Genomic DNA, 25,963 nt, shown 5'->3' on the forward strand with positions numbered 1-25,963 from the left:
GTCCCCGGCCCCGCCCCCGACAAGGGAGAACATCTGATGCGTTCACCGTTCACCGACCGGCGCGAGGACATCGTTCCGCGCACGCTCCGCGACCTGCTCGCCACCGAGGCGCCCCAGGTCACGAATGAAAGGCGCACTCGCCGACAACGAAAGACCTTGACGGTCCGTCGCGTCACCTAGGACGGTCCGGCGCAAACTGATCGTGAGCGCGAAAACGAAAGCGAAAGTGCGCAACCAGCGATGGGGCGCGTTCGTTGGACGAACGTGGCATTGATCGTCTTCATGACCATCCCCGGCCTTGTGATCGCGCTGGTCGCCTTCGCCGTCCTCGACCGTGCCGGTCTGTGGGCGAACCGCAGGTTCCGGCTGCCTTGGCGGCGGGACGAGACGGGCCGTCCGGTCTCGGCGGTCGCGGTCGGTGAGCTGGACGTCTTCTTCCACGGCACGCACCGCCACCAGCAGGAGCAGCGCCGCACCTCGCTGATCTTGCGGGACGAGGAGAACGACGGCGCACCCGCCCGCACCCGCGTGGATCTCGACGCCGGAACCGCGACCGTGCGCCTCCAGGGCGGCTCCACGTGACGACCATGCGTACTGGGCGTGACCGCCTATGCTTGCGGCCGTGACCGAAAAGCCGACGGAGGAGCACGACGACCCCGACCGTGGGCGCGAATATCGCATCGGTGAACTCGCGGAGGCCGCCGACATCCCCGTCCGAACGCTGCGCTATTACCAGGAGCGCAAGCTGCTGCCGCCACCCCGCCGCGCCGGACGGATCGGCCTCTACTCCGAAGATCATCTGGCCCGCCTCCGCATGATCGCGAACCTGCTTGAGCGCGGCCACACCCTCGAAGGCATCCGGGAACTGCTGTCCGCGTGGGAGCAGGGCCAGGACATCCGGTCCGTTCTCGGCGTCGAGAACGCGGTCACCACACCGTGGTCGAACGAGGTTCCGGTGGCCATGACAATGGACGAGCTGACGGCGCTGTTCGGCCCGGAGCCCTTGGAGCGTGCCATCGCCCACGGCCACATCGAGGTGGACGGCGACCGCGTGACCCACTGGAGCCGCCGCCAGCTTGACGCGACCGTGACGCTCGTCCACGCCGGTGTGCCGCTGGAGGACGTGCTGTCGGCCGGCCGGGAGCTCCAGCGCAGCATGGACGACCTGGCCGCGATGTTCGTCCGCCTGATCGCCACGCACGCCGTCGGACGCATCGACGACCAGCGCCCCGATCACGACCAGGATCAGGGCCGCGACCGCGACCCCGATCACGATCACGACCGCGACCACGACCGGAATCTCGGGGAGCTCACCGAGACACTCGCCCGGCTGCGTCCCGGCGCCCAGGTCACCGTCGAAGCGGGCTTCGCCCGCGCCATGGACCGCCAGGTCCGCGCCGCGATCGAGCAGGTCACCAGCCGCCTCGCAGGCTGATCGCAACGAACGCCGCCGGGATCTTGGCGGCGTTCGGACGGGTGATCGGCCGCGATACTGGATGCATGGTCGACGATGAGCGTTGGAAGGCACGGTTCCGAGCCGCCCGGATCAGTTTCCCCAGATGGGCGCGTGACGCCCCGGACCACAGCATCTACCGGTCGAACGTCACCGGGACGTGGGAGATCTACACGTGGAACCGCGGCACCGGCGCGCAACGCCAGGTGACCGAACGGCCCAACGGCACTTGGACCGGCACCATCGATCCGTCCGGCGAATGGGTGTGGTGGTTCGCGGACACGGATGGCGACGAGTTCGGCCTATGGGAACGCGTCCCGTTCAACGCGGACGCAGGGGCGGAGAGCGTTCCGGCCGTCCCCGGGTTGGAGCCGTCGTATCCGTCTGGGCTGTCCCTAGGCCGCAGTGGTCTCGCCGTCATCGGACGGACGACCGACGCAGGGAACACCATCCATTTGTGTCGTCCTGACGCGTCGCCGGAGGTGCTCTACCACCACGCAGAGGACGCGCACATCGCTGCTCTGTCCCATGACGAGTCCCTGATGGCGATCGGGCACAGCGAGCACGGCGACAGCCGTCATATGGCGTTGCGCGTGCTGCGTCCTGACGGTTCCACGGTCGCCGATCTGTGGGACGGGCCGGGCAAGGGCGTCTACGGGGCCGGATTCGCCCCGGTCGACAGTGATTCACGGCTTCTCGTCAACCATGAGCGGCGCGGCCGGGACGAGATCCTGATCTGGGACCCGGTCGCCGGCACCGAGCGCGAGATCGTCCTCGACCTGCCCGGCGAGATCGGCGCCGGCTGGTACCCGGACGGGACGGCGCTGCTGATCGCCCACTCCCATGAGGCGCGCGACGAGCTGTACCGGTACGACCTGGCCGACGAGTCGCTGACCAGGATCGACACGCCCCGCGGGGTGATCGGCGGGGCGGACGTCCGGCCGGACGGGATGGTCGAGTTCTCCTGGTCGTCCGCCGCCGAGCCGCCGGTGATCAGGTCGACGTCCGGCGCGGTGGTGCTGACGCCGCCCGGGCCGGTCGCGCCGCCGTCCGTCCCGGTCGAGGACGTGTGGGTGGACGGTCCCGCAGGCCGCATCCACGCGCTGGTCAGCAAGCCGCCGGAGGGCGACCGCCCCTATCCGACCGTTTTCGACGTTCACGGCGGGCCCACGGCGCAGGACGACGACTCGTTCGTCGCGTCCGCCGCCGCCTGGGTCGACCACGGGTTCGCGGTCGTCCGCGTCAACTACCGGGGCTCGACGGGCTACGGGTCGGAGTGGCGGGACGCCATCGAGGGACGGGTCGGGCTCACCGAGCTGGAGGACATCAAGGCCGTCCGCGACTGGGCGGTGTCGAGCGGGCTCGCCGACCCGTCGAAGCTCGTCCTGACCGGCGGCTCGTGGGGCGGGTTCCTCACCCTCCTCGGCATCGGCACCCAGCCGGACGACTGGAGCGTCGCGGTCGCCGCCGTGCCGGTCGCCGACTACGTCGCCGCGTACGAGGACGAAATGGAGGGTCTGCAGGCGTTCGACCGGTCGCTGTTCGGCGGCTCGCCGGACGAGGTCCCGGACCGGTACCGCGAGTCGTCCCCGATCACCTACGTCTCGCAGGTGAAGGCGCCGGTGCTGATCCTCGCGGGCGAGAACGACCCGCGCTGCCCCATCCGGCAGATCGACAACTACGTCGCCCGGCTCGCCGAGCTGGACCGTCCGCACGAGGTGTACCGCTACGACGCCGGACACGGGTCGCTCGTCGTCGAGGAGCGGATCACCCAGATGGCCGCCGAAATGGACTTCGCCCGCAAGCATCTCGGTATGTCCTGATCTTCCCGGGGGACGGGCGAACGCCCGCCCGTCCCCGCTGACCGGCCGTGTTTACAAGATCAAAGGCTCGGGCACTCCTCTGATCGGCCGCTTGTGAGCAATGAGCCGTGACCGTCACGGCTCGCCCCCCGGCGCTCGTTTCGTCGTTGATCGGGGGGATCACATGACACGGCTTCACCACGTTCATGCGCTCGTCCGGCACGCCGCCCGCCATCGAATACCCGCGGCTCACGGGCCTGCGTACCGGCTGACCGCACTGGCGACCGGCGCGGCGATGGCGATCACGATCCTCGCCGCCGCGCCGCCGAAGGCGTCCGCCGACGAGAGGTCTGCGCGAGAGCCGCTCTCGACGGCCAGGCCGGCGCCGCCCTCGCGTCCAGCGTCGATCAGCGAGTTCGCACCGCCGCGCCGTCCCATCGCCGCGACCCGTCCGGGCCTGCCCGCCGCCGAACCCAACGACGACGACGCCTCCGCTGGACGGTCCGAGGCGCCCGAGCCGCGACCGGCCTACGTCCTGGCACCCGAGAAGGCAGGTAAGAAGAAGCACCAGCTGACGGCGACGCTGCAGAACAGGCCCGACTCGGTGCGCCTCCGGCATCATCTGGCCGAGGACGTGCTGCGCGGCAGCGGCATCAGATGGCGCTCGACCGGCCGCTGCTCCGACCGGACGATCACGTCCTGCACGTCGTTCGAGAACGTCCGCTGGGGGACGATCAAGGGCCTGGTCGGCTTCGCGGAGTCGAGCGGCTGCGAGATCACCGTCACCGGCGGCACCGAACGCGGCCACGCGAGCGGCCCCTTCAGCCACTGGAAGGGCTACAAGCTCGACATCTCGCCGAGCGCGTGCGTCGACCGCGCGATCAAGCGCTACCCGTCGGCCGGCGTCCGCAGCGACGGCGCGCGGCTCTACCGTTCACCGGACGGCACCCTGTTCGCCCGCGAGAAGGACCACTGGGACATCACCTTCCGCTGAACCCGACGATGCCCCTCAGGCGCGGACCTCGCGATGCCCGTCAGGCGCGGACCTCGCGATGCCCGTCAGGCGCGGACCTCGCGGATGATGCCGACCAGTTCCCGGGTCACCGACTTGAAGCCCGGCATCCGCGACATCGCCACCATGCGGTTGACCAGCGGGACCGTCCGCTCGACGAGCAGGTACGTCTTGCGGCAGCCCGGCGAGCTGTCGTGCACCCAGTACAGGACGATGCCCATCGAGTAGATCCACAGCAGCTCCGGCAGCTCCGCCCGGAATTCCTTGTCGATCTTCAGATCGGAGCCGTCCACGACCTCGCGGTAGATCGCGACCGCCGACTCGCGGGCCGGGCCTGACTCGGCGCTGAACGGGTTGAGCGGGCTCGTCGGCTCGGCGGCGAACTTGAAGAACTTCCCGGCGAACTCGTGGTACGGGACCATTGTGTCGACCCGGGCCTTCAGCACGCCGAGCAGCCGCGGCGCGAACGCGGTCTCGGCGTCCAGGACGGCGCGGCAGGCGGCGACGTGCTCGTCCTGCAGCTCGTCGTAGTAGGCCTGGATCAGCTCTTCCTTGGACCCGAAGTAGTAGTAGGCGTTGCCGACCGAGACGCCCGCCTCCTTGGCGATCGCGCGCATCGTCGTCGCCTCGTATCCGCGGTCCCTGAACAGCTTCAGCGCAGTCTCGACGATCAGGGACCGTGTCTGCTCGGACTTCACGGCCTTCGTCTCGGTCACGCCTGCCAGCCTACGGCCCCGCCCCGCCGTCGCGCCGTCCCCGCGTCCCTCACACCGTGAGTTCGGCGGCGATGAGCTCGGCGATCTGGGCGCTGTTCAGTGCGGAGCCCTTGCGCAGGTTGTCACCGCAGAGGAACAGGTCGAGCGCCTGCGGGTCGTCGAGCGAGCGCCGGACGCGTCCGGCCCATGTCGGGTCGGTGCCGACGACATCGGACGGCGTCGGGAACTCGCGCGTCTCCGGGCTGTCGCACAGCACCACACCGGGGGACCTCGCGAGGATCTCCTGGGCTTCGCGCTGATCGGTCCGCTCCTCGAACACCGCATGGACGGCCACCGAATGCCCGGTCACCACCGGGACGCGGACGCACGTCGCCGACACCTTCAGCTCCGGGAGCCCGAGGACTTTGCGCGTCTCGTGCCTGACGGACATCTCGTCGGACGTCCAGCCGCCGTCCTCGGGCGTCCCCGCCCACGGCACGACGTTCATCGCGAGCGGCGCCTGGAACGGTCCGAAGTCGCCGACCACGCCGCGGATGTCGCCCGCGCGGTGGCCGAGCGCGCGATCCCCGCCGATCTTCTCAAGCTGCGCGTACAGCGTGTCGATCCCGTACCGTCCCGCCGAGGACGCCGCCTGGTAGGACGCGACGACCAGCTCCCGGAGCCCGTACCGCTGATGCAGCGCCCCGAGCGCCACGATCATCGACAGCGTCGTGCAGCCGGGACCGGCGACGATGCCTCGCGGACGTTCCCGCACCCGTTCCGGGTTCACCTCCGGGACGACGAGCGGGACGTTCCGTCTCGTCCGGTACGCGCCCGACCCGTCGACGGCCACTGCGCCGCGCCCCACCGCGACCGGGATCCATTTCTCGGCCACCGGCGCCGGGACGGCGAAAATCGCTATGTCGACGCCGTCGAAGACCTCGGGTGCGAGCGCCACGGACTCCGTCGCCCGGCCGCGCACCTTCAGCACGCGCCCGGCGGACCGTTCCGAGCCGACGAGCCGGATCTCCCCGTACACGTCCTGGCGGGTGGACAGCAGGTCGAGCAGCACCGTCCCGACCGCCCCCGTCGCGCCGACGACCGCGAGAGCCGGCAGCACGGAAGCCGAGTCCATCGTCGCACTCACATCCTCTGAACTACCGTCGTCCCCGACCGGTTCCCGGAGGATGGTGCCACCGTCCGCCTCACCCGACTGCGTCACGTGACGCGCGGGCCCCCCGAACGTCCAAACAGCTCACCTCAACCCGCACAAGCGGACGCGGGCGTGGGCCCGGGCTCGCACGTGGACGCGGACGCGCACGCGGGCGGGCGCGTCACGTGACGCGGGCGCAGGCTCGCACGCGAGCGCGGGCTCGGGCTCGGGCTCGGGCTTGGGCTCGGACGCGGGCCCGCACTCGGACGCGGGCTCGGGCTCGCACGCGGGCTCGAACGCGGGCCCGGACGCGTCACGTGACGCGGGCGCGGGCTCGCACGCGGGCGCGGGCGCGGGCTCAGACGCGGACGCGCACGCGGGCTCAGACGCGGGCTCGGGCCCGCACGCGGGCGCGGGCTTCGGCGCGCCGGGGTGCTCGGTCAGCGGCCGGTGCCGCCGTAGACGACGGCTTCTACCTGCTCGGCGTCGAGGTCGAAGGCGCGGTGCGCGGCGGCGACGGCGGTGTCGATGTCGTCCTGGGCGACGACGACGGAGATCCGGATCTCCGACGTGGAGATCATCTCGATGTTCACGCCGGCGTCGGCGATCGCGCCGAACAGGGTCGCGGTGACGCCCGGGTGCGAGCGCATCCCGGCGCCGATCAGCGACACCTTGCCGATGCGGTCGTCGTAGCGGAGCGACTCGAACCCGATCCGCTCCTTCAGCTTGTTGAGGGCGGTCAGCGCGCTCTGCCCGTCCGTGGACGGCAGCGTGAACGAGATGTCGGTGCGGCCGGTGGACGCCGCCGACACGTTCTGCACGATCATGTCGATGTTGATCTCGGCCTCGGACAGCACCGTGAAGAGCGCGGCGGCCTCACCGGGCTTGTCGGGCACCCCGACCACGGTGATCTTCGCCTCGCTCCGGTCGTGCGCGACGCCGGAGATGATCGCCTGCTCCATGTCCTGTCCTTCGATCTCGCTGCTGTCGACGACCCATGTGCCCTCCTTCTGGCTGAACGAGGAGCGCACGTGGATCGGGATGTTGTAGCGGCGCGCGTACTCCACGCAGCGCAGGTGCAGGATCTTCGCACCGCTCGCCGCCATCTCCAGCATCTCCTCGTAGGAGATCTTCGGGATCTTGCGGGCGGCGGCCACGATGCGCGGGTCGGCGGTGAAGACGCCGTCCACGTCGGAGTAGATCTCGCAGACGTCGGCGTCGAGCGCGGCGGCGAGCGCGACCGCGGTGGTGTCGGAGCCGCCGCGGCCGAGGGTCGTGATGTCCTTGGTGCCCTGCGAGACGCCCTGGAACCCGGCCACGATGCAGATCGAGCCCTCGTCCAGCGCGGTGCGGATCCGTCCCGGCGTCACGTCGATGATCTTGGCTTTACCGTGCGAGCCATCGGTGATCACGCCGGCCTGGGAGCCGGTGAACGAGCGGGCCTCGTGGCCCAGGTTCGCGATGGCCATGGCGAGCAGGGCCATCGAGATCCGCTCGCCGGCGGTGAGCAGCATGTCCAGCTCGCGGCCCGGCGGCAGCGGGCTGACCTGCTTGGCCATATCGATGAGATCATCCGTCGTGTCGCCCATCGCGGACACCACGACGACGACGTCGTTGCCCGCCTTCTTCGTCGCGACGATGCGCTGGGCGACCCGCTTGACGCCGTCGGCGTCGGCGACGGAGGAGCCACCGTACTTCTGCACGACTAGGGCCACGTGTGGCGCTCCTCGGATCGGGGTCAGGCGTACCGGACGACGAGTCTACCCAGCCGCATCCAATGAATTACGACCAGGTAACTATCGCTGCCTGCCTGCCCGGCAGAGTGCTAGGCAAACTGCCGGGCAGGCGCTCCGCCTGGCCTAGACGACGGTCTCGGCCGTCTCGACGGGCTCTTGCGCCGGGTCGGCGGTGCGGGCGGCCGTGCGGGCGCGGGCGCGGAGGCCGAACGCGGTGATCAAGGCGGCGAGCAGGGCCGCCGCGAAGGGGACGGCCAGCGCTGTGCGGAGGGCGTCGAGGCCTGCGTCCGGGGACGTCCTGCCGCCGAGCGCCGCGACCTGGACGGCGGTCACGGCGGACAGGCCGAGTGCGGTGCCGAACTGGATCGCCGTATAGAAGAGGCCGCCCGCGAGGCCGTGCTCGCTCTCGTCCACGCCGTCGGTGGCGGCCATCGTCAGCGGACCGTAGGCGAGCGCGAACGCCATCCCCAGCAGCGCCATGATCGGGAACATGATCGTGTACGCCCAGTCGAGCCCGACCGGCACGAACAGCCCGTACGCCACGGCCGCGAGGACGAGGCCGCCGAGCAGGACGCGCAGGTTGCCGAAGCGGTCCACGAGCCGCGGGGTCAGCGTGGGCGCGAGGACGGTGTCGACGCCGAGGATCAGCATCGCGAGGCCGGTCTCCCAGGTCGTCCAGCCGCGGAGTTCCTGCAGGTAGAGCGTCATGAGGAACTGGAATCCCGCGAAGGCGCCGATGAACAGCGCCGCGCTGAGGTTCGTCCGGACGAGCGTGGCGGAGCGGAGGATGCCGAGCCGCAGGAGCGGGCTCGCGGCCCGCCGCTCGATCGCGACGAACGCGGCGAGCAGCACCAGCCCGCCGGCGAAGGCGCAGGCGGTGAGCGCGGCGCCGTGGGACGGCCGCTCCAGCCGGACGACCCCGTACGCGAGCAGCAGCATCGCGCCGGTGACGCTGAACGCCCCCACGAGATCGAACCCGCCGCGCGGGCGTCCGGCGTGCGGCCCGGGGGCGTCCGGCTCCTTGATCAGCGGGACAGCCGCGATCAGGATCAGCGCCGCCATGATGACCGGGGCGAAGAACACCCAGCGCCAGCCGATCGAGGTCAGCAGCCCGCCGACGACCAGGCCGAGCGTGAAGCCGCCCGCGGCCGTCCCCGCGTAGACGCCGAGGGCCTTCGTGCGCGCGGGCCCGGCCGGGAACGTGGCGGTGACCAGCGCGAGCCCCGCCGGCATCATGAACGCCGACGCGACACCGGTGACGAACCGGGCGAGCAGCAGCATCCAGCCCTCGGTGGCGAGCCCGCCGAGCCCGGAGAACGCCAGGAAGACCACCAGCCAGAAGAGGAAGACGCGGCGGCGTCCCAGCAGGTCGGCGGCCCGCCCGCCCAGCAGCATGAACCCGCCGTAGCCGAGCACGTAGGCGCTGATGACGCCGCTGAGCATTCCGGTCGACAGCCCAAGGTCCGCCCGGATCGACGGGAGCGCGACGTTCAGCATCGCGACGTCGATTCCCTCCAGGAAGACCGCGCCGCACAGGACGAACAGCGACGCCCAGGCGCGTCCGTCCATGCGGGCCGCGGGTGTGGACATGAGCAGGCTCCTCTCTCGGCGAGAGCCCGGTTCCCGAACGGGAAGCCGGTTCCCTCTTGTTACTGGGAGCATCCTCAGTCACTATCGGGAGCCATGGAAGACGGAACTTTCGCGTCCCCCGGTAACTGCGGGGATACCACCGCCGACGAGGACGTCCTGCAGTGGGACACCCGCAACGACTGCGAGGTCCGGCAGATCCTCGACCGCATCGCGGACAAGTGGTCGCTGCTCGTCATCGCGCTCCTGGACCAGCGATCGCTCCGGTTCACCGAACTCCGCCGCCGGATCGACGGCATCAGCCAGCGGATGCTCGCCAGGACGCTGCGGCACCTGGAGCGGGACGGGCTCGTCAGCCGAACCGTCCATCCGACCGTCCCGCCGCGCGTGGACTACGCGCTCACGCCGATGGGCTCGACCCTGCACGAGACCATCCGCTCGCTCGTGACCTGGACGGAAGCGCACCAGAACGCGATCGCCGCCGCCCGCGCCGCCTACGACGCCCGCGTCGAGGCGGAGCGGAAGGCCGCGGACGAGGAGGCCGCCGAGCGCGCCGCCGTGGCCCACGAGGTCCTCAACGCCTACCGCTGAACGCCGTCCCAGCGCGCCGCTCCACTGAACGCCGCTCCGCGTCGCTCCGCAATATTCCGCTCCCGCGTCGCTGCCGTCCGGTCGGATGTCACATCTGGCCGGACTCGGGCGTCTTGTGGCTGAGGCCGTGATCTACAGCGGACAGCGGAAGCGGTCCCGCCGGAGGAGTCGAGCGTGTTCGGACGCAGAGCCAGGCGTGAGGCGGAGGTCTCCGATGTCCTCGACCGGATCCGCGCGCATCCGGCGGGTTCGACGAAGCACATCGCGGCGCTGAACGAGATCGTCCATCTCGACGCCGCGGTGGTGGTCGAGCAGGCGCTCGCCTCCTGCCGCAGCGGACTGCCGGACGATGCGGTGATCGGCCTCCAGGCGTTGCAGCACCTGGCGACGCCGCTCATTCCTCACGACCTGTGGCCGGAGATCGGGCAGGTCACCGGCGTTCTGTGCCGTCCCGAGCAGCGGGACGCCGAGATACTCGCCGCCGCGATACCCGTCCATGCGAGCGCGGTCACTCAGGAACGGGACCCCGCGGATTTCTTGCGGACGATGTTCCGCCACGAAGACGGCCGGGTCAGGGCGGCGGCCGCCGCGTCCGCGTCGGCGGCGCACGACCCCGTCTCGATGATCGGCCCGCTCTTCACGCTTCTGGACGAGGATCCGCTGCCGGACGTCGCGAACGACGCGGCGATCGGGCTGGCGCGCACCATCTGCCGCGACCCGGAAGCCGCAGAGATGATCACCGCGCTGTTTCTTGGCGAACCTGGACGACCCGGGCCAGGCCGTTCACGCGTGGAATCGCGCGAGAGCGCTCTTGCTCGGCACCCCCGACCCAGGAGACGGCCCCGGCCCCGCCCTCTCGGACGATCTTCGCGACGAGCTCCGCGAACGGCTCGCGAACCTCCGCGACCTGGATTGGGGCGACGATGAGATCCGTCCGCTGGTCATCAGCATGTTCGTCGACGCGGTCAACGGGGCGACACGCTGTTACGCGCCTGTTCCGGGATGGGACGAGCAGGGCCACCGCGCCGCCGTCCGCGAAGTGCTCCGGCGCACCCGCATCCACCCCGCGGGCAGCTTCGAGCGCGACGAGCTCCTCCTCCAGCTGATCCCGGACGTGCCAGCGCCCACCTGGGTCGACCGCCACGCCGTCAACATCGCAGTCGACGAGGCGCTCGCGCTGGTTGCCGAACCGCCGGGCGTCGAACCGCCGGGCGTCGAGGCGTTGGGGGTCGAGGCGCTGGCGGTCCTGGTGACCTTCGGCAGGTCCGGTCGGTCGCGCCAGATCCGCGCCGCGCTGGCGAAGCTGCGGGCAAGCCGTCCGGACGACCCGATCGTCCTGGCCGCGATGCTGCGCACCTATTCCGGGCTCGCCGCGCGCGGCCTGCTCGACCCGGCCGCCGACCGCGTGGACGAGTTCGTCCTGGACCTGCTCGAACACGAGAACGCCAACGTCAGGGCCACGGCGGCGATGTCGAGCGACCTCCCGGGCGCCGTCGTCGACCACCGGTTCGCTGAGCGGCTGATCAGCCTCATCGACCAGGACCCGGATCCCGCCGTCCGGGCGGACGCCGCACTCGGCCTGGCGAGTATGACCGAGGCCGACGACGCCACCGCCGACGCCCTCGTCCGCCTTCTCGACAATCCCGATCCGGTCATCCGCGCGCACGCGCTGGCGTGGGCCGTCAAGACGGGCCGCCCCGACGCCCTCGAACGGCTGCTGGACGAACTCGCCGAACCCGACGTCCCATGGGAGGTCGTCTTCATCGTCCAGAACCTGGAGGACCACATCGACGGCCTCCCGCACCGGCTCCACAAGGAATTCACGGCCGCCCTGGCCCGCCTGGACGAATCCGGCTGGACGAACCGCACCACCCCCGACGCCGACACCGACGACCGCGCCCAGATCCTCGCGGAGGCGGCCGCAACCCTCCAGCTCTTGGCCCCCATCCGCTGACCTCGAAGCCGAGTCAATTCCGCTCGGCGAGGATCATCGCCGTTCTCTCATCAGCGGGCAGGAACGCCTCGAGCCGCAATTCGGAAAGTGTGACGTCCACGGCCGTCGCGAACGACGTCAGCGTCGTGATGAGACGCATTTCGCGCTCCCCGGCCCGCGCTCGCAACCGCAACGGCACGGCGAAACCCAGATGGTCGGCGGACGGCTCCATGTCCGGCACATAACCGTCCAGTTCGGCGATGAATTCGTCCAGCGCCGGGTCGGGGCTCCGCACGGCCCGGTCGCGCAGGCTGCCGGTGATGTGGCGGCCCCACTCGGCCAGATTCACGACCCTGCGGGCCATCCCGTCCGGGTGGAGGGCGAGGCGCAACACGTTGACCGGCGGTTCCAGCAGTGCGGGCGCCGCGCCCTCGGTGAGGACGCCGAACGCCGCGTTCGCCGCCACCAGCTCCCCGTACGGCCGGACGACCACCGCCGGGTACGGCAGATGCCCGTCAAGGATGCGGTCCAGCGCCTCGCGCACCGGCCCGAGTTCTGGAGCATCGAGGCTCGTCTCGGCGTAGACAGGCGCGTAGCCCCCGGCGAGCAGCAGCTCGTTCCGCTCCCGCAAGGACAGCCCGAGCGCCTCGGCGAGCCGCACCACCATGGCCCGTCCAGGACGGGAGCGCCCCCGTTCGAGGAAGCTCAGGTGACGCTGGGTCGTGTCGGCCCTGATCGCCAGGTCGAGCTGGCTGACGCGGCGACGCGTCCGCCATCGCCGCAGCTCACGGCCGAACTGGCCGGGTTCCGCCAGCACCGTCATGCCTCCATTCATCCAGAACGCCCGCACCGCCCGCGATTCCCTGCAGGGAATCGCGTAACGGCAGGCCACCGCCAACACTGCTGCGCATGAGCAACCCACTCGATGCCAAGCGCCTGGTCGACGGTTTCGTCGCCCAGTGGAACGAGCCCGACCCGGCGGCGCGGAGCGCGCTCGTCCGCCGGCTGTGGGCGCACGACGGAGTCCATGTCCTGGTCGACCCACCGCAGGAGATGCGCGAGGCCGCCGCGTCGCTCGCGTTCCCCGTCCCGCCGCTGGAGGCCCGCGGCCACGATGCGCTGGACGCCAGAGTGTCACGCGCCTACGACATGTTCATCGCGTCCGGGGAGCACGTCTTCGAGGCTGAGGGCGACCCGTCCGTCCTGCTGCCCGATGTGGTGGCCCTCCGCTGGACGATGCTGTCCACCCGCACCCGCGAGCCCCTCGGCGGCGGCCTCGACGTCCTTTCCCTGGACGGCGAAGGCCGCATCCGCACCGACCACCAGTTCATCGCCCCAAGCTGACGGACGCGGCCACGAAAACGAGATGAGGCTCCCGGCGCGAACCGGGAGCCCCATCGGAGCGGAGAATGCTCAGATCACTTCAGGGTTGCGCCCTGGGCCTGCATCGCCTCGTCCAGCGGCTGGAAGAACGACTGGAAGTTGGCTCCGCAGCCGCCCGTCGTCCCGCCGGAGGTGATCCCGACCGCGATGTTGCCGGCCTGCAGCGAGCCGCCGCTGTCGCCGGGCTGGCTGCACGCGGTGGTCTCGATCATCTGGCGGACGGCGCCCTCCTGGTAGTTCACCGTCCGGTCGTAGCCCACGAGCCGCCCGGAGGTCGTGCCGGTCGTGGAGCCCTTCTTCTGGATCTGCGTGCCGACCGCCGGACGTCCGACCTCGGTGAGCTGGGCGTTGTCCAGCTGGACCTGGCCCGCGCTGCGGATCGTGCCGTAGTCGTCGCCCGGGAACCTGCTGATCTGCCGGGTGCCGACGGTCTGGCCGCCCGCCGACCACGTCGCGCCGATGTTGGTGCAGTGCCCGGCGGTCATCACGTACTCGGTGCCGCCCGCGACGCCGATCGCCGACACCGAGCAGCGCGAGCCACCGGTGGTGATGGCGTCGCCGGGGCCGAGGTGCAGCCGCGGCGCTGCGGGGACGCGCTTGATCTGGACGGTCTGGCCGAGCGCGCGTGCGCGCTTCACGAACGCCTTGGTAGCGGCGTCATCGTCGTTCTTCGGCACGCTGACGACCACGGCGTTCGACATCACGTCGACGCCCCAGGACAGCCCGGTCGTGCCGGCGGTGCCGGCGAACCGGTCGAGCTCGGTCTTGGCGGCGGTCAGCGGCTTGATGCCGTGCTTCACGACGCGGGCCTGGGCTCCCGCGGCGCGGACCTGCTCGGCGGCGGCCGCGCTCGTGACGTTGACGACGAGGTTTCCGGCGCTGTCGACGAACGAGCCCGCGTGCTGGGAGCCGAGCCGGCCGGTCAACTGATCGGCCAGCACCTGCTGCGGGATGTGAGCGAGCCGGACGGTTCCGGCGGCGTGCGTCTGGGCCGTCGCGGGAACGGTCCCGAGCGCGGGGAGCGTGATCAGCGCCGCGGCACCGACCAGTGGGGTCATCACGCGTCTGACGTGCGATCCACGGTTCACTCTGGTTCCACCTCTCACCGCCGACCACCTTGTCGGCGGCTTCTCTCGGGGGTTGGCGGGGGACCACGAGCCTGGTGGTAAAGGCGTCGTGTGGCAGCAACGTACTTCGATGCGGTGTTGACAACCAGATTTCACCGCTGAATTGAAATTTCAGGACGCACCGAATGAACGAGCCTCTCCACAGCCCCGCGAATACCGCTGCCAACGCGAAGACCAGGCGTTATACACCGCGCTCCGCGGCCTTCACACGTGGGAATCGGCCCCGACCGTTGTTGCCGCACCGCCTACTCGGAGAATTCCACTCCGTACGCCGGTTCGATGATCCCGATGATCGGCGGGAATTCCGTCCGGCCGCGTCGCCGGGGCTCCATCGGCGTCAGCCCTACTGGGCCTCGTACTGCTGTGCCCTGGTGCCGGGAGGCAGGCCGAACGCGCGGGCGGCCTCGTCGTCCGGCGCGTCCACGCCCTTGCTCAAGCGCTGGCGCCTGTCGAACTCGGCAAGCCCGCGGCCGGAGAACATCCGCTCCAGGGACGGACGGAACCCCGCGCCGTCGACCGGCTGCGCCACGTCCCGAACGACCAGGGCACCACCATGCCGGTCCAGCGTCACCAGCAAGGGAGTTCGCGTCCCGGCATGGGTCACCAGGCGTCCACCATCACGGGCGTAGTCGTTGCACGCGGCCTCCAGCGACACACGCACCTCGGCGCCACGCTGGACGATCTCGATCGGCTCCTCGGCGCAGAACCAGCGTGGACGCATCCGCGCAGGCATCGAGCTGGGCCAGACCACCGCGCGTCCCGTCTCCAAGAAGCGGTCGATGACCGGCAGTGCGGCATCGGAGACGTGCGGGTCGACATCCGGGACGGGTGGCCACACGCGCCACGACTGCCGCCAGGCCGCACCGCCGACCGCGAGAACCACGACGGCCAGGAGAGCCGACCACGTCCGAGCTTTCACGACACGACCCATCAGGCCACCCTAGAAGCCTCACGATGCCGAAGATCACCACGAAGAGCGCGGATCGCCGGTGGGTTCGGGGCCCCCGCTCCCGTCGAAGGCCTGTCCTGGGACGGGCCTTCGAGGCAACCCACCGGCGGGTTCAACGGCCGTGGACGCCGTCAGCCGCTGCGCTGACCGGCCGCTCAGGCCGCTGACGCGGACCCGGGTCCAGACACGGACGCGGACGCGGGCCCGGACCCCGGCCCGGGCGCGGGCGAGGCGGCCGGCGCGGTGGGCAGGACGATGCGTGGCGTCACGACGAGGCGGAGGCCGAGGAGGCCGTAGGAGAGCCCGAGCCAGGCCGTCCCCGGGTAGGTCCCGGCGTCGTCGCTGAGCACGGCCTCCCCCACGCCCGCGACGACCAGCCACAGCCCGCAGAGGAGGACCTGCCAGCGCAGCAGGCCCCGGAAGCGCCCGACCCTGGCGACCGCGATCCCCATGACGAGCATGCCGAGCATCGACAGCGGCCAGCACATGTCGAACGGGATCACCCAGCCGGGAGTGTCCTCGGGGTAGGCGATGACGAGCGGGCACCACACCATCGCCGGGACGAGCAGGACCATCTCCACGATGGCGATGTACCGGCCCTTGCGCGAGCCCGTGGCGTTCGTGGACAGCACGAGCACGGCCAGCGACATGACGCCGACCAGGAACGCCATGCTGCCCCAGATCTCGGCCGGGACGACCTCGTCCCGGATGCGGACCCCGCCCTCCAGCAGGCCGGCGATCCACGCGGTGGTGCCGACGACGAGGGCGGCGCCGGCGATGCGGGCGCGGATCAGGAGCCCGCCGGGCCCCGGGTCGGACGGATCGTGCGGGTAGACGGAACTGGGCCGGATGTGCGTGGTCATCGGTGTCTCTCCCCGTGACGGGGCGGCGCAGGGGCGCGCCGCCGGCGACCATGACGCTCCGTCCCCGATGTCCCGGGCGGCCAGTGACAGGGGCGGCGCGAGCGCCCGGGTCCGCGCCTCTTCCGGGGGTGACCGCCGTCCCGACCTGCAAGGACGCCTGCCCCAGGTAGGCGGGACGGCGCGCGGGTCAAGCTGGCCTGATGAGGAGTGCCGACCCGGCGCCTCGGGGCGAGCGGTTCCTGAGGCCGTCCGCCATCGCGATCGCCGTGCTGTGCACGGCGGCGACCGCCGCGACCGTCTGGCTGGACGTCCTGCTGGCGGACGCGGGCAGGGGCCCGGACCCGCTGGACTGGGCGCACTGGGGGTCGGCCGGGTCGGGGCTGCCGGTGGCGGTCGCGGGCGGCGTCCTCGCGACGCGGCTGCCGCGGCATCCGCTGACATGGCTGATGCTGGCGGGCGGATCCATCGCGGTACTGGACGGGATCACCGCGGCCTACGCGTCGCTGTCGGTGCTGGAGCACGGCGGCGACCTGCCGCTGACCGCGTTCGCGGTGTACGCGGGCGCCCGGTTCGGCCCGATGATCAACATGATCGTGCCGCTGACGCTGATGTTCTTCCCGGACGGGCGGCTGCCCTCGCGGCGGTGGCGATGGCCGGTGGCGGCGGCGATCACCGCGCAGGCCATCGGGGTCATGGCGCTGCTGATGGTGCCGTGGGAGGTGTTCTCGCGGGGCGAGCCGCTCGCGCCTGGCCTGCGGGACGTCCCGCTGGACCCGTTGACGCCGCCGCTGCCCGGCGCGATCTGGCCGGTGTCCGGGTGGATGTTCTGGGCGGGCTTCCTCGCCTCCTTCGCGGTGTCGATCGCGGCGTTCACGGTGCGCTTCCGCCGGTCGGATCCGGTGCGGCGGATGCAGTTGCGGTGGATGCTGCTGGCGCTGATCGCCAACGTCGTCCTCCTCGTCGCGGGCATGGTGGCGACCGAGATGACGCCGCCGTCGGTGGACTGGTGGATCGGCGACGTCTCCCTCGTCCTCATGCACGCGGCGATCGCGGTGGCGGTGCTGGTCGCGGTCGCCCGGTACCGGCTCTACGACGTCGACCTGCTGCTCGGCTGGACGCTGCTGTACGCGGCGCTGGCGGCCGCCGTGGTCGGCATCGACGTGGCGGTGTTCGTCCTCGCGGGGTCGTTCATCGACGAGCCGCTCGCCGCCGTGACGGGCGCGGGAGTGGTCGCCGTCCTGTACGCGCCGCTGCGCCTGCGGCTCCAGCGGTGGGTGAACCGCGTGCTGACCGGCCGCGCGGAGCCCTACGAGGTCGTATCGGCGCTGGCCCACCGGCTGGAGCGTTCGCTGGGCCCCGACGAGCTGCTGCTGGAGGTGGCGCGAGTGGTGGCGCAGTCGTTCCGGTCCCCGTACGTGCGGGTGGAGCTGGACCGCGCCGACGGCCGGACGGTCGTCGTCGAACACGGCACACCACGCGACGACGTCGTCGTGCTGCCGTTCGGGTACCGGGGCGCGGCGATCGGGCGGCTGGCGCTGGTGCCACGCACGGGATCGCGGCTCCCGCCCGCGGACCAGCGCCTCCTCGCGGACGTGGTGCGGCAGGCGGCCGCCGCCGCGCGGGCCACGGCGCTGACCGAGGAACTGCAGCGCAGCCGGGAGCAGCTCGTGACGGGGATCGCCGAGGAGCGGCGCAGGCTGCGCCGCGACCTGCACGACGGGCTGGGCCCGTCGCTTGCGGCGGCCGCACTGAAGATCGAGGCGGCCCGCAATCTCGCGCCGCGGGACGGGGACGCCGCCGACGCGACCCTGGAATCGGTGCGCACGGACCTGTCGGCGGTGCTGTCGGACGTCCGGCGGCTCGTGCACGACCTGCGGCCCCCGTCCCTGGACCAGTTCGGGCTGGCCGGGGCGGTGGAGCAGCTCACGGAGCGGTTCCAGGGGCGGTCGCTGCGTGTGCGGCTCCGCTGCGCGGGCGAGCTCGCCGCGCTGCCGGCGGCGGCGGAAGAGGCGGCGTACCGGATCGTGGCCGAGGCGCTGGCGAACGTCTCGCGGCACGCGGAGGCGACGCGCTGCGACGTGCTGCTGACGGCGTCCGAGGACGCGCTGGAGGTGGAGGTCGCCGACGACGGACGGGGCGTCCCGCCGGGCGCGCTGGTCGGCGTCGGCCTGGTCGGGATGCGGGAGCGGGCCGAGGAACTCGGCGGGCGGTGCGCGGTGTCGGCGCGGCGGGGCGGCGGGACGCGCGTCCACGCCGTCCTGCCGTTCGGGCCGCGCCCGGCCGCCGCGGAGGAGCCGCTGCCGCTCACGAGGAGCGCGCCGTGATGCCGCGGGTGCTGCTCGCCGACGACCATCCGGTGTACCGGGACGGGCTGCGGCTGATGCTGGAATCCACCGGCGAGGTCGAGATCGTCGCGACCGCGCCGGACGGGGCGGTCGCGGTCGAGATGGCGGGACGGCTGCGTCCGGACGTCGTCGTCATGGACCTGCAGATGCCGAGACTCGGCGGTGTGGACGCCACCCGCCGCATCCTCGCGGCGCGCCCGGAGACCGGAGTCCTGGTGCTGACCATGCACGAGGACGACGAGAGCGTCTTCGCCGCGATGCGCGCCGGAGCCCGCGGATATCTGGTGAAGGGCGCCGACCAGGAGGAGATCCTGCGGGCGGTGTCGGCGGTCGCGCGCGGCGAGGTGATCTTCGGTCCGGCGCTGGCGGGCCGCGTCGCGGACTACTTCGCGCGGATCGCCGCGGCCCCTCCCGCCGGCGAGCCGTTCCCGGAGCTCACCGCCCGGGAACGGGACGTGCTCGAACTGATCGCGCTGGGCCTGCCGAACCCGGCGATCGCCGAACGGCTCGGGCTGTCGCCGAAGACCGTCCGCAACAACGTCTCGAACGTGTTCGCGAAACTCCAGGTCGCAGACCGCGCCGAGGCGATCCTCCGCGCCCGCGACGCCGGCCTCGGCCGCTAGCGCGCCGCCCCGAACCGACCGCTAGTCGATCAGATCGTTCGATTGCCTTGCAGGAGCGGGGGCTCTCCTTCGGCGTGGGCGGATGAAGGTCAGCTGGGGACGGGGGCCGGCTCGGGCAGCGGGAAGAGGTCGAGGAACCGGCGGACGACGGCCGTGTCGCCGTCGATTCGCACCAGGCCGTCGCGCACGGCCTCGTCGAGGTCGCGTCCGGACCAGATGATCTCGTTGAGGGCGTTCCCGTCGGCGGTGATCGTGGCGTCGGCCGACGTTCCCACCACACCGCGCTCCTCGTGGAGGCGTCCGCGCTCCAGGTGGAAGCGGCCGTCCTCCACGCGGGCGCGGAACTCGTCGCCGTCGAGCCGCAGGACCACGGTCGCCGCGAGTTCGCCCGCCCTGCCTGGGGAGAAGAGCGCACGCAACGCCAGCGCCAGCGAGTCGACGCTCAGCGGCGCGTCGTGCTGCATGCGGGGCGACCGCGCGCCCCACTTGCCCAGCGACCGCACCACGGTCTCCAGCTCCAGGCCCCAGTCGGTCAGCTCGTACACCTTCGACGCGGCGGGCGGCGGCAGCGTCCTTCGCTGCACTACGCCGGCGGCCTCCAGCTCGCGCAGGCGCTGGGCGACGACGTTGGGCGCCGCGCCGGGCAGCCCCGTCCGCAGGTCGGTGAACCGCTTGGGGCCCAGCAGCAACTCGCGGACGACCAGCAGCGCCCACCGGTCCCCGATCAGGTCAAGGGCGTGCGCGGCGGCGCAGCCATCTGCATAGGAGCGCTTCGCGGCCATGACCCCATCCTAGCAGCACCCAGTTATGAAACACACTCATAGAGTGGTGTGGCGCTATTCGCTGATAGTGTCATACTATCTCATAGTTGTTATTTATAACTACCGCTACCGCGGAGAGGAACCCCGATGGACAAGCAACCGGACGGCCGGGCGCCTGCGGCGGACCCTCGTCGCTGGCAGGCCCTGGCCCTGCTGGGCGTCGCGTTCTTCATGGTCATCCTGGACGCCACGATCGTCCTCACGGCCGTCCCGTCGATGCAGGACGACCTCGGCCTCACCGTCGCCGGAGTGCAGTGGGTGCTGACCGCCTACGCGCTGACGTTCGCCGGACTGATGCTCTTCTTCGGCCGGATGGCCGACCTGCTCGGCCGGCGGCGGGTGTTCATGGCCGGCCTGCTGCTGTTCGTCGCCTCGTCGCTGGCCTGCGGCTTCGCCTGGTCGGCGGCGGCGCTGGTGGCCGCGCGGGCCGTGCAGGGCGTGGCGGCCGCGATCATGGCGCCGACCGCGCTGTCCATCGTCGCGTCCTCGTTCCCGGACGACGCCGAGCGCAACAAGGCCCTCGGCATCTGGGGCGGCCTCGGCGGGTTCGGCGCCACCGCCGGGCTGCTGCTCGGCGGCGTGCTCACCTCCCTGCTCGGCTGGGAGTGGATCTTCTTCATCAACGTGCCGGTCGGGCTGGCGGTGCTGGCGCTGTGCCCGATCCTGCTCGGCCGGGGCGAGGCCGCGTCCGGCGAGCGCCGGTTCGACGTCGCGGGCGCCGCGACGATCACCGCCGCGCCGCTGCTGATCGCGTTCGCGGTCATCCGGGCGCCCGAGGTCGGCTGGGGCGGCGCGACCGTGCTCGGCTCGTTCGCCGCGGCCGCCGCGCTGCTGGTCCTGTTCGTGGTGGTCGAATCCCGCTCGGCGGCGCCGCTGGTGCCGCTGCGGATCTTCCGCAACCGCGCCCTGGTGGGCGGGAACCTGCTGATGCTGGCCGTCGGGCTCGCCGTCGACGGCATGCTGTTCCCGCTCACGCTCTACGCCCAGCAGGTGCTCGGATACTCAGCCATGGAGTTCGGCCTGATGAGCGCCGTCATGACCGTGATGTCGGTCGTCGGCGCGTTCGCGGGACAGGCGTTCGTCACCAGGCTGGGCGTGCGCCCGATCGCGATCGGCGGCACGCTGCTGATCGTCGCGGGCTCGCTGCTGCTCGTGCCGGTGGCCGTGGACGGGTCGTTCCTCGGAGACATGTTCTGGGGCCTGCTGGTGTTCGGCCCGGGCATGGGAGCGTGCTTCGTCACGGCCCAGATCTCCGCGCTGACCGGCGTGTCGGAGGAGGAGTCCGGCCTGGCCGCCGGCCTGGTGGACACGGTGTTCAACATCGGCAGCGCGATCGGCATCGCGATCGTCACCTCGGTGGCCGTGGCCGTCAGCCGCACCGCGATCAGCGAGACCGGCGCACCCGCGTCCGTCGCCACGTTCAACGACGGTCTGCGCGCCGCTTTCGGCGTTGCTGCGGCGTTCGGCGCGATCGGCCTGCTGGCCGCATTGTTCGTCCTGGAACGCCGCACACCGTCCACTGCGGACGCGCCGAAGACCACCACCCCCGCCACGCCGGGCTGAAAGGCCCAGCGCCGCCCCGGCCCTCGGCTCGGACGGGGGACCGGGGCATCGGCGGGGACGTCGACCGGCCCTGGCAGCCGGTCCCCCTCGTACGTCTCCCGCCGCACCCGCATCGCACTCAATTGCATTTCCCGGCCTATTGCTCGACCCAAGCCTGGAAACCCTCGCGCCAGCTCGCGTATCGCGGCTCCCAGTCGAGGTCCTTTCGCGCCTTTTCATTGGACGATCCGCGCCATTCGGTCATCTGCGCCACGATGAACCCTCCGGCGAGCAGCCGTCCGAGCCAGGCGGGCACGCGCAGGGGTGGCTTCGCGCCCAGGAGGTCCGCCAGGTACGGCAGCCAGTCCGACACCGGCGCCGGGTCGCTGTCCACGATGTTGTAGACGCCGGGCGCGCCGCGCTCGACCGCGGCGAACGTCGCGGCCGCCGCGTCGGTGGTCTCGATGAACGACCAGATCCCGGTCCCGCCGCCGACCACCGGAACCTGGCGCTTCCGCACCGCCTCCAGCAGCATCTCCGAGGCGCCCGGCCCGTAGAAGTTGCCGTAGCGCAGCACGATCCCCTCCGGTGCCCGCGCCGTGACGGCCTCCTCCACGTACTTGATCGCCGCCATCGACCGCGCCGACGTGCGGGACGGCGCGTCCGGTGCGAGCGGATCGTCCTCGGTCTTCACCGGGCCGCCGGACCGCGCGGTCGCGCCGATGTGGCCCTGCGCGACGATCCGGCGGGTGCCCGCGCGCTCCGCGGCTGCCAGCAGGTTGTCGGTGCCGCGGGTCCGGAGCTCGTTGGTGGCCGCGAACGTCTTGTCCATGTTGCGGAGGCTCTTCATGTCCGCCAGCGCGGTCATCTGGTGGACGATGACGTCCGGCTGGGCGGCGAGCACGGCCTCGATCAGGCCCTCGCGGTCGAGCCCGTCGACGATCACCGGCTCGGCGCCCGCGGCGCGCAGCCGCCCGGTCTTGCCGGACGACCGCGTGGTGGCGGTGACGTCGTGGCCCGCCTCGACGAGCATGGGAACCAGGTGCCGTCCCAGTGCTCCGGTCGCTCCCGTGACGAAGATTCGCATGACTTTCCTTCCGTAAGGCTTCTGCACTAAAGACAAAGGCACCCCCCGAATTTGTGACATTCCGGCCGTCCGAGCTTCGGGCCTCTACTCTTGGCCGATGCCGCTTCTTGTGCTTTCGCCCCGTTACACGTCGGACTCGAAGGTGCTGCGCGCCGCGTCCGGGCGGGTGGGATGGAAGGCCGAACGGCTGGGCGGGTGGCGTGCGCCTGGGCGGCTCAGGGGGCAGGACGTCGTCCTCTACGGCGAACCGACGTTCGTCGAAGTCATCGCGGCACAGGTGGGGGTCGCGCTGCTCGATGTGCCGACCGACTGGCTCCCTGGCCTTCCTCAACGTCATCTGCGACGAACCGTTGGCGTGTCGACGCTGGGGGACGTCCGCCGCACCCTCGCCGAACCCACGTTCGTCAAGCCGGCCGACGGGCGGAAGGCGTTCGAGGGGAAGGTCTACGCGGCTCCCGGTGACCTCCCCGGACGGGACGTCCTCCCCGACGACACGCCAGTGTTCGTCTGCGAGCCCGTCCGGTGGGACGTGGAATTCCGCTGCCACGTCCTGGACGGCGAAGTCCTCACCATGTCCCCCTACCTCCTGGACGGAGAGCTCGCCCTAACCGACGAGGGTCATTGGCAAGCGCCGGACGGCGACGTCCAAGAGGCCAAGCAGTACGTGACCGAGGTACTCAGCGAAGTACCCGTCCCACCGGCGACCGTGCTCGACATCGGACGAATCCGCGACCGTGGTTGGGCGGTCGTCGAAGCGAACGCCGCCTGGGGCGCGGGCCTGTATGGGTGCGACCCAGAGCAGGTACTCCAGGTGCTGGCCCGCTCCTGCGTCCGCCAAGGAGAGGTGACGGAAACCGACCGCGCCTGGGTCACCGCCCAAGTCGAGCTGGACATGAACAGGTAGACCAGTAACCAGCCAGACAACAGCCCTCGGTCGTCTTTCAGGCGGCGGGCGGAATGTTGTGGTTCAACCGGAACAGGTTGGACGGGTCGTACTCGGCCTTCAACGCCGCCAGCCGCCGGTACACCTCCGGCTCGTAGGAGGCGCGCACCTGATCAGGCGTCGCGTTCGCGCCGAAGAGGAAGTTGAGGAGCCGACCTGACGACTTCTTCTCCAGCACGTCCGCGACCCGCCCGTGCAGGACGGCAACGTCCTCGGCCGTCCCCGGACCCAGCCTCGACAGCACACCCACCAGATACTCCGCGTCCCTGTTCCCAACCGCATTGGGAACGGACGGTCGCCGCGCCATGGCCCCGCCCAACTGCCGAATCTCAGCGATCGCCGTGTCGGGCGCACCAGGCCCGACCAGGTCGAGCAGATCCCGGACGGTCTCCCCACCGAGCTCCCCGAACGCGAAGTTCGTCGCGTGATAGGCCATTGGAACGGGCGGTTCGTTGTGAATCGTCCCGGACTCGGTGTACGGCATCTCGCCCACGGTGTCGATCAGCCGAGGGGCAACGGCACGCAGCGGCTCGATGAGCCGCTCCCCGCCGCCCCCCAGATACGCGACACGGACGTGCGCGACATGACGCCCGCGCAGCGGCTCCGGAAAGACCGGCACATCAGGCACGGGCATCAGCGCGATCGACGAGGTCATCTCGTCCGGGACGCTCGCCGACCAGGTCCGCCACATCTCCAGGACGTCCGCGACGTGCTCAGTGTCGAAGTACAGCCCACCCCCGTACAGGCGCATGACCGGCACCAGCCCGATCTCCAGCCCCGTCACCACGCCGAAATTCGCCCGCCCGCCGAGCAGCGCCCAGAACAGCTCAGACCCGGGCGTGACGCGGCGGCTCCGGCCGTCCGCCGTGACGACGTCGATCGCCCGGACGTGATCGGCCGCGTACCCGAACCGCCGCGACATCAGCCCGGCCCCGCCACCGAGAACATACGACACGGCACCGACACCCGGCGACGACCCGGACAGCGGCGCCAGCCCGTGCTTCGCCGCCTCCGGAATCACCTGCGCCCAGCGCACGCCCGCCTCGATCCACGCCGTCCGCGCCTCGGGGTCGATGCGAATCCCGGTCATCCGCCGGGTGCTGATCAGCAGCCCGCCGTCCGCGGCGAGCGGCAGCCCGTGCCCGGTGTTCTGCACGGCCACGGGCAACCCGCGCTTCGCCGCGAACTCGACGGCGATGCGCACGTCCTCGGCCCCCGCCGCACCGACGATCACGCTGGGACGGTGCGGATCAGCGGTCTGAAACCCAGTCCGCTCATCGTCATGGCCTTCATCGCCAGGCTCAAAAACAGCCCCGTCAACCTGGCCCGCCAACACCCCATACGCACCCACCGCACAACCCCCCTCTTGGACGTTCCCCCTGCTCACCTCCCATCCTGAGACGGGAGGTGAGCAGAAGTCCAAGAGATATTTCTTCTAGAACCAAGAACCAACGCTTATAGCTCAGATCTCCTTCAGGAACCCCGAGTCGACGGCGAAATCCGCGCCCGTAGTACTGGCGGAGCGAGGCGACGCCAGCAGCGCGACCACGTCCGCGACCTCCTGCGGCGTGGCGAGTCGGCCGGTCGTGAGGTTCATCATCTCGGCGGCGGCCCCGTCCAAGACCGCATCCCGGTCGGACCCGGTGGCCCCGGCGATGATGTCGGCCGCGCCGCCCTCGTCCGTCCACCATGCCGTCCGGACCGGGCCGGGCGACACGGTGTTGACCCGGACGCCCTGCGGCCCGTACTCCTCCGACAACCCCTTCGCCAGATTCGTGAGCGCCGCCTTAGCCGCGTTGTAGTCGAAGTTCATCGGCCCGGGACGGCGCGCGTTCCCCGACGACACGTTCACCACCGACGCCGCGTCGCTCTTCAGCAGATGCGGAAGGGCGGCCCGCAGCGTCCGGACGACGGCGTACACGTTGAACTCGAACATGTCGCGCCAATCGTCGTCCGTCAGCGTCATGAACCCGAACCGCGGCAGGCTCGCGCCGGGCGGCGGCCCGCCCGCGTTGTTGACCAGGACGTCGAGCCCGCCGAACACCTCCACCGTCCGCTCCACCACCTGCGCCGGAGCGTCCGGATCCATGAGATCGACCGGCACGTGCAGCAGATCCGGCCCGGCGAGCGCGTCCAGCTCGGGCCCCGATTTCCGGGAGACCGCCACCACCCGCGCCCCCTCGCCGATCAACGTCCGCGTGACGGCGAGCCCGATCCCCTTCGACGCTCCGGTAACGACCGCGACACGTCCGGCAAGCTGCAGGTCCATGAATCTCCCTCTCATAGGCGAGCACGCCCACCCCGGACGCGCCTCGCCC

Annotated in this window: 26 protein-coding genes; 12 read left to right on the forward strand and 14 right to left on the reverse strand. The window is 71.3% G+C overall.

The window, feature by feature from the left end:
- From E1287_RS45005 to E1287_RS45010, 5 genes are all read left to right on the forward strand, one after another.
- On the forward strand, positions 1–180 hold a 180-nt coding region (locus E1287_RS45005), incomplete at its 5' end, for a hypothetical protein (RefSeq protein ID WP_207934566.1).
- An 84-nt stretch (positions 181–264) separates the two neighbouring features.
- The gene (locus tag E1287_RS30895) at positions 265–582 is read left to right on the forward strand and encodes a DUF6191 domain-containing protein (protein ID WP_131968799.1); all 318 of its coding nucleotides are present in this window, start codon (positions 265–267) and stop codon (positions 580–582) included.
- Between the two features lie 40 nt (positions 583–622).
- Positions 623–1,435, forward strand: coding sequence for a MerR family transcriptional regulator (locus E1287_RS30900; protein WP_243719554.1), 813 nt, complete (start codon positions 623–625; stop codon positions 1,433–1,435).
- A gap of 65 nt (positions 1,436–1,500) precedes the next feature.
- The gene (locus tag E1287_RS30905; protein WP_131968801.1) at positions 1,501–3,276 is read left to right on the forward strand and encodes a prolyl oligopeptidase family serine peptidase; all 1,776 of its coding nucleotides are present in this window, start codon (positions 1,501–1,503) and stop codon (positions 3,274–3,276) included.
- A gap of 163 nt (positions 3,277–3,439) precedes the next feature.
- Entirely contained in the window at positions 3,440–4,249 is an 810-nt protein-coding gene (locus tag E1287_RS45010; protein ID WP_207934567.1) for a hypothetical protein, read from the forward strand.
- Between the two features lie 65 nt (positions 4,250–4,314).
- On the opposite strand, the gene E1287_RS30915 is transcribed toward E1287_RS45010, so the two are convergent.
- From E1287_RS30915 to E1287_RS30930, 4 genes are all read right to left on the reverse strand, one after another.
- Positions 4,315–4,983 (reverse strand): TetR family transcriptional regulator, encoded by a 669-nt coding sequence (locus tag E1287_RS30915; RefSeq protein WP_131968802.1) that lies wholly within the window; start codon positions 4,981–4,983, stop codon positions 4,315–4,317.
- 49 nt (positions 4,984–5,032) lie between these two features.
- Entirely contained in the window at positions 5,033–6,097 is a 1,065-nt protein-coding gene (locus tag E1287_RS30920; RefSeq protein WP_131968803.1) for an aspartate-semialdehyde dehydrogenase, read from the reverse strand.
- Positions 6,098–6,555: 458 nt separating this feature from the next.
- A complete protein-coding gene (locus tag E1287_RS30925) occupies positions 6,556–7,830 on the reverse strand; it encodes an aspartate kinase (protein WP_131968804.1) in 1,275 nt (424 codons plus the stop codon).
- A gap of 144 nt (positions 7,831–7,974) precedes the next feature.
- Entirely contained in the window at positions 7,975–9,441 is a 1,467-nt protein-coding gene (locus E1287_RS30930) for an MFS transporter (protein ID WP_207934568.1), read from the reverse strand.
- Between the two features lie 93 nt (positions 9,442–9,534).
- Here E1287_RS30930 and E1287_RS30935 point away from each other — a divergent pair, with 93 nt between their 5' ends.
- The gene (locus tag E1287_RS30935; RefSeq protein ID WP_131968805.1) at positions 9,535–10,029 is read left to right on the forward strand and encodes a helix-turn-helix domain-containing protein; all 495 of its coding nucleotides are present in this window, start codon (positions 9,535–9,537) and stop codon (positions 10,027–10,029) included.
- A gap of 132 nt (positions 10,030–10,161) precedes the next feature.
- On the opposite strand, the gene E1287_RS30940 is transcribed toward E1287_RS30935, so the two are convergent.
- Positions 10,162–10,527 (reverse strand): hypothetical protein, encoded by a 366-nt coding sequence (locus E1287_RS30940; protein WP_131968806.1) that lies wholly within the window; start codon positions 10,525–10,527, stop codon positions 10,162–10,164.
- Between the two features lie 14 nt (positions 10,528–10,541).
- Entirely contained in the window at positions 10,542–10,769 is a 228-nt protein-coding gene (locus E1287_RS30945; protein ID WP_131968807.1) for a hypothetical protein, read from the reverse strand.
- Positions 10,770–10,840: 71 nt separating this feature from the next.
- Here E1287_RS30945 and E1287_RS30950 point away from each other — a divergent pair, with 71 nt between their 5' ends.
- On the forward strand, positions 10,841–11,983 hold the full coding sequence (locus E1287_RS30950; protein ID WP_131968808.1) for a HEAT repeat domain-containing protein: 1,143 nt from the start codon (positions 10,841–10,843) through the stop codon (positions 11,981–11,983).
- A gap of 13 nt (positions 11,984–11,996) precedes the next feature.
- On the opposite strand, the gene E1287_RS30955 is transcribed toward E1287_RS30950, so the two are convergent.
- A complete protein-coding gene (locus E1287_RS30955) occupies positions 11,997–12,785 on the reverse strand; it encodes a helix-turn-helix domain-containing protein (RefSeq protein WP_131968809.1) in 789 nt (262 codons plus the stop codon).
- A gap of 86 nt (positions 12,786–12,871) precedes the next feature.
- Between E1287_RS30955 and E1287_RS30960 the strand changes: the two genes are divergently transcribed.
- Complete coding sequence (locus tag E1287_RS30960) at positions 12,872–13,306, forward strand: hypothetical protein (protein ID WP_131968810.1); 435 nt, start codon at positions 12,872–12,874, stop codon at positions 13,304–13,306.
- A gap of 74 nt (positions 13,307–13,380) precedes the next feature.
- Here the strand turns inward: E1287_RS30960 and E1287_RS30965 are convergent, their stop codons facing one another.
- The 3 genes from E1287_RS30965 to E1287_RS30975 all read right to left on the reverse strand — a co-directional run bounded on the left by E1287_RS30965 (position 13,381) and on the right by E1287_RS30975 (position 16,284).
- A complete protein-coding gene (locus tag E1287_RS30965; RefSeq protein ID WP_165969261.1) occupies positions 13,381–14,403 on the reverse strand; it encodes a S1 family peptidase in 1,023 nt (340 codons plus the stop codon).
- Positions 14,404–14,815: 412 nt separating this feature from the next.
- Entirely contained in the window at positions 14,816–15,403 is a 588-nt protein-coding gene (locus tag E1287_RS30970) for a hypothetical protein (protein WP_131968812.1), read from the reverse strand.
- 173 nt (positions 15,404–15,576) lie between these two features.
- Positions 15,577–16,284 carry a hypothetical protein gene (locus tag E1287_RS30975; RefSeq protein WP_131968813.1) on the reverse strand — a complete coding sequence of 236 codons (708 nt, stop codon included), beginning with the start codon at positions 16,282–16,284 and terminating at the stop codon, positions 15,577–15,579.
- 200 nt (positions 16,285–16,484) lie between these two features.
- Between E1287_RS30975 and E1287_RS30980 the strand changes: the two genes are divergently transcribed.
- The gene (locus E1287_RS30980; RefSeq protein ID WP_131968814.1) at positions 16,485–18,608 is read left to right on the forward strand and encodes a histidine kinase; all 2,124 of its coding nucleotides are present in this window, start codon (positions 16,485–16,487) and stop codon (positions 18,606–18,608) included.
- Positions 18,608–19,252 carry a response regulator transcription factor gene (locus E1287_RS30985; RefSeq protein ID WP_131968823.1) on the forward strand — a complete coding sequence of 215 codons (645 nt, stop codon included), beginning with the start codon at positions 18,608–18,610 and terminating at the stop codon, positions 19,250–19,252. Before E1287_RS30980 ends, E1287_RS30985 begins: the two co-directional genes overlap by 1 nt.
- A gap of 89 nt (positions 19,253–19,341) precedes the next feature.
- Here the strand turns inward: E1287_RS30985 and E1287_RS30990 are convergent, their stop codons facing one another.
- Complete coding sequence (locus E1287_RS30990; protein ID WP_131968815.1) at positions 19,342–20,034, reverse strand: winged helix-turn-helix transcriptional regulator; 693 nt, start codon at positions 20,032–20,034, stop codon at positions 19,342–19,344.
- 126 nt (positions 20,035–20,160) lie between these two features.
- Between E1287_RS30990 and E1287_RS30995 the strand changes: the two genes are divergently transcribed.
- A complete protein-coding gene (locus E1287_RS30995) occupies positions 20,161–21,636 on the forward strand; it encodes an MFS transporter (protein WP_131968816.1) in 1,476 nt (491 codons plus the stop codon).
- 136 nt (positions 21,637–21,772) lie between these two features.
- Here E1287_RS30995 and E1287_RS31000 read toward each other — a convergent pair whose 3' ends face one another.
- Positions 21,773–22,702, reverse strand: a complete 930-nt coding sequence (locus E1287_RS31000; protein WP_131968817.1) for an NAD(P)-dependent oxidoreductase — start codon at positions 22,700–22,702, stop codon at positions 21,773–21,775.
- A 97-nt stretch (positions 22,703–22,799) separates the two neighbouring features.
- Between E1287_RS31000 and E1287_RS31005 the strand changes: the two genes are divergently transcribed.
- On the forward strand, positions 22,800–23,606 hold the full coding sequence (locus E1287_RS31005; RefSeq protein ID WP_131968818.1) for an ATP-grasp domain-containing protein: 807 nt from the start codon (positions 22,800–22,802) through the stop codon (positions 23,604–23,606).
- 37 nt (positions 23,607–23,643) lie between these two features.
- Here E1287_RS31005 and E1287_RS31010 read toward each other — a convergent pair whose 3' ends face one another.
- Both E1287_RS31010 and E1287_RS31015 read right to left on the reverse strand, forming a co-directional pair.
- Complete coding sequence (locus E1287_RS31010; protein ID WP_243719555.1) at positions 23,644–24,879, reverse strand: FAD-binding oxidoreductase; 1,236 nt, start codon at positions 24,877–24,879, stop codon at positions 23,644–23,646.
- A gap of 228 nt (positions 24,880–25,107) precedes the next feature.
- The gene (locus E1287_RS31015; RefSeq protein WP_131968820.1) at positions 25,108–25,914 is read right to left on the reverse strand and encodes an SDR family oxidoreductase; all 807 of its coding nucleotides are present in this window, start codon (positions 25,912–25,914) and stop codon (positions 25,108–25,110) included.
- Between the last annotated feature and the right edge of the window lie 49 nt (positions 25,915–25,963).

Origin of the sequence: Actinomadura sp. KC06, assembly GCF_004348735.1 — a bacterium.
GTDB lineage: Bacteria > Actinomycetota > Actinomycetes > Streptosporangiales > Streptosporangiaceae > Spirillospora.

What these genes read in the sequence shown, in the direction of transcription:
- E1287_RS30905 (WP_131968801.1), top strand. Translation starts at nt 1,501, where the DNA reads ATGGTCGACGATGAGCGTTGGAAGGCACGGTTCCGAGCCGCCCGGATC.
- E1287_RS45010 (WP_207934567.1), top strand. Translation starts at nt 3,440, where the DNA reads ATGACACGGCTTCACCACGTTCATGCGCTCGTCCGGCACGCCGCCCGC.
- E1287_RS30920 (WP_131968803.1), bottom strand. Translation starts at nt 6,097, where the DNA reads ATGGACTCGGCTTCCGTGCTGCCGGCTCTCGCGGTCGTCGGCGCGACG.
- E1287_RS30930 (WP_207934568.1), bottom strand. Translation starts at nt 9,441, where the DNA reads ATGTCCACACCCGCGGCCCGCATGGACGGACGCGCCTGGGCGTCGCTG.
- E1287_RS30935 (WP_131968805.1), top strand. Translation starts at nt 9,535, where the DNA reads ATGGAAGACGGAACTTTCGCGTCCCCCGGTAACTGCGGGGATACCACC.
- E1287_RS30940 (WP_131968806.1), bottom strand. Translation starts at nt 10,527, where the DNA reads ATGGACGGGTATCGCGGCGGCGAGTATCTCGGCGTCCCGCTGCTCGGG.
- E1287_RS30955 (WP_131968809.1), bottom strand. Translation starts at nt 12,785, where the DNA reads ATGACGGTGCTGGCGGAACCCGGCCAGTTCGGCCGTGAGCTGCGGCGA.
- E1287_RS30960 (WP_131968810.1), top strand. Translation starts at nt 12,872, where the DNA reads ATGAGCAACCCACTCGATGCCAAGCGCCTGGTCGACGGTTTCGTCGCC.
- E1287_RS30965 (WP_165969261.1), bottom strand. Translation starts at nt 14,403, where the DNA reads ATGACCCCACTGGTCGGTGCCGCGGCGCTGATCACGCTCCCCGCGCTC.
- E1287_RS30970 (WP_131968812.1), bottom strand. Translation starts at nt 15,403, where the DNA reads ATGGGTCGTGTCGTGAAAGCTCGGACGTGGTCGGCTCTCCTGGCCGTC.
- E1287_RS30975 (WP_131968813.1), bottom strand. Translation starts at nt 16,284, where the DNA reads ATGACCACGCACATCCGGCCCAGTTCCGTCTACCCGCACGATCCGTCC.
- E1287_RS30980 (WP_131968814.1), top strand. Translation starts at nt 16,485, where the DNA reads ATGAGGAGTGCCGACCCGGCGCCTCGGGGCGAGCGGTTCCTGAGGCCG.
- E1287_RS30985 (WP_131968823.1), top strand. Translation starts at nt 18,608, where the DNA reads ATGCCGCGGGTGCTGCTCGCCGACGACCATCCGGTGTACCGGGACGGG.
- E1287_RS30990 (WP_131968815.1), bottom strand. Translation starts at nt 20,034, where the DNA reads ATGGCCGCGAAGCGCTCCTATGCAGATGGCTGCGCCGCCGCGCACGCC.
- E1287_RS30995 (WP_131968816.1), top strand. Translation starts at nt 20,161, where the DNA reads ATGGACAAGCAACCGGACGGCCGGGCGCCTGCGGCGGACCCTCGTCGC.
- E1287_RS31000 (WP_131968817.1), bottom strand. Translation starts at nt 22,702, where the DNA reads ATGCGAATCTTCGTCACGGGAGCGACCGGAGCACTGGGACGGCACCTG.
- E1287_RS31005 (WP_131968818.1), top strand. Translation starts at nt 22,800, where the DNA reads ATGCCGCTTCTTGTGCTTTCGCCCCGTTACACGTCGGACTCGAAGGTG.
- E1287_RS31015 (WP_131968820.1), bottom strand. Translation starts at nt 25,914, where the DNA reads ATGGACCTGCAGCTTGCCGGACGTGTCGCGGTCGTTACCGGAGCGTCG.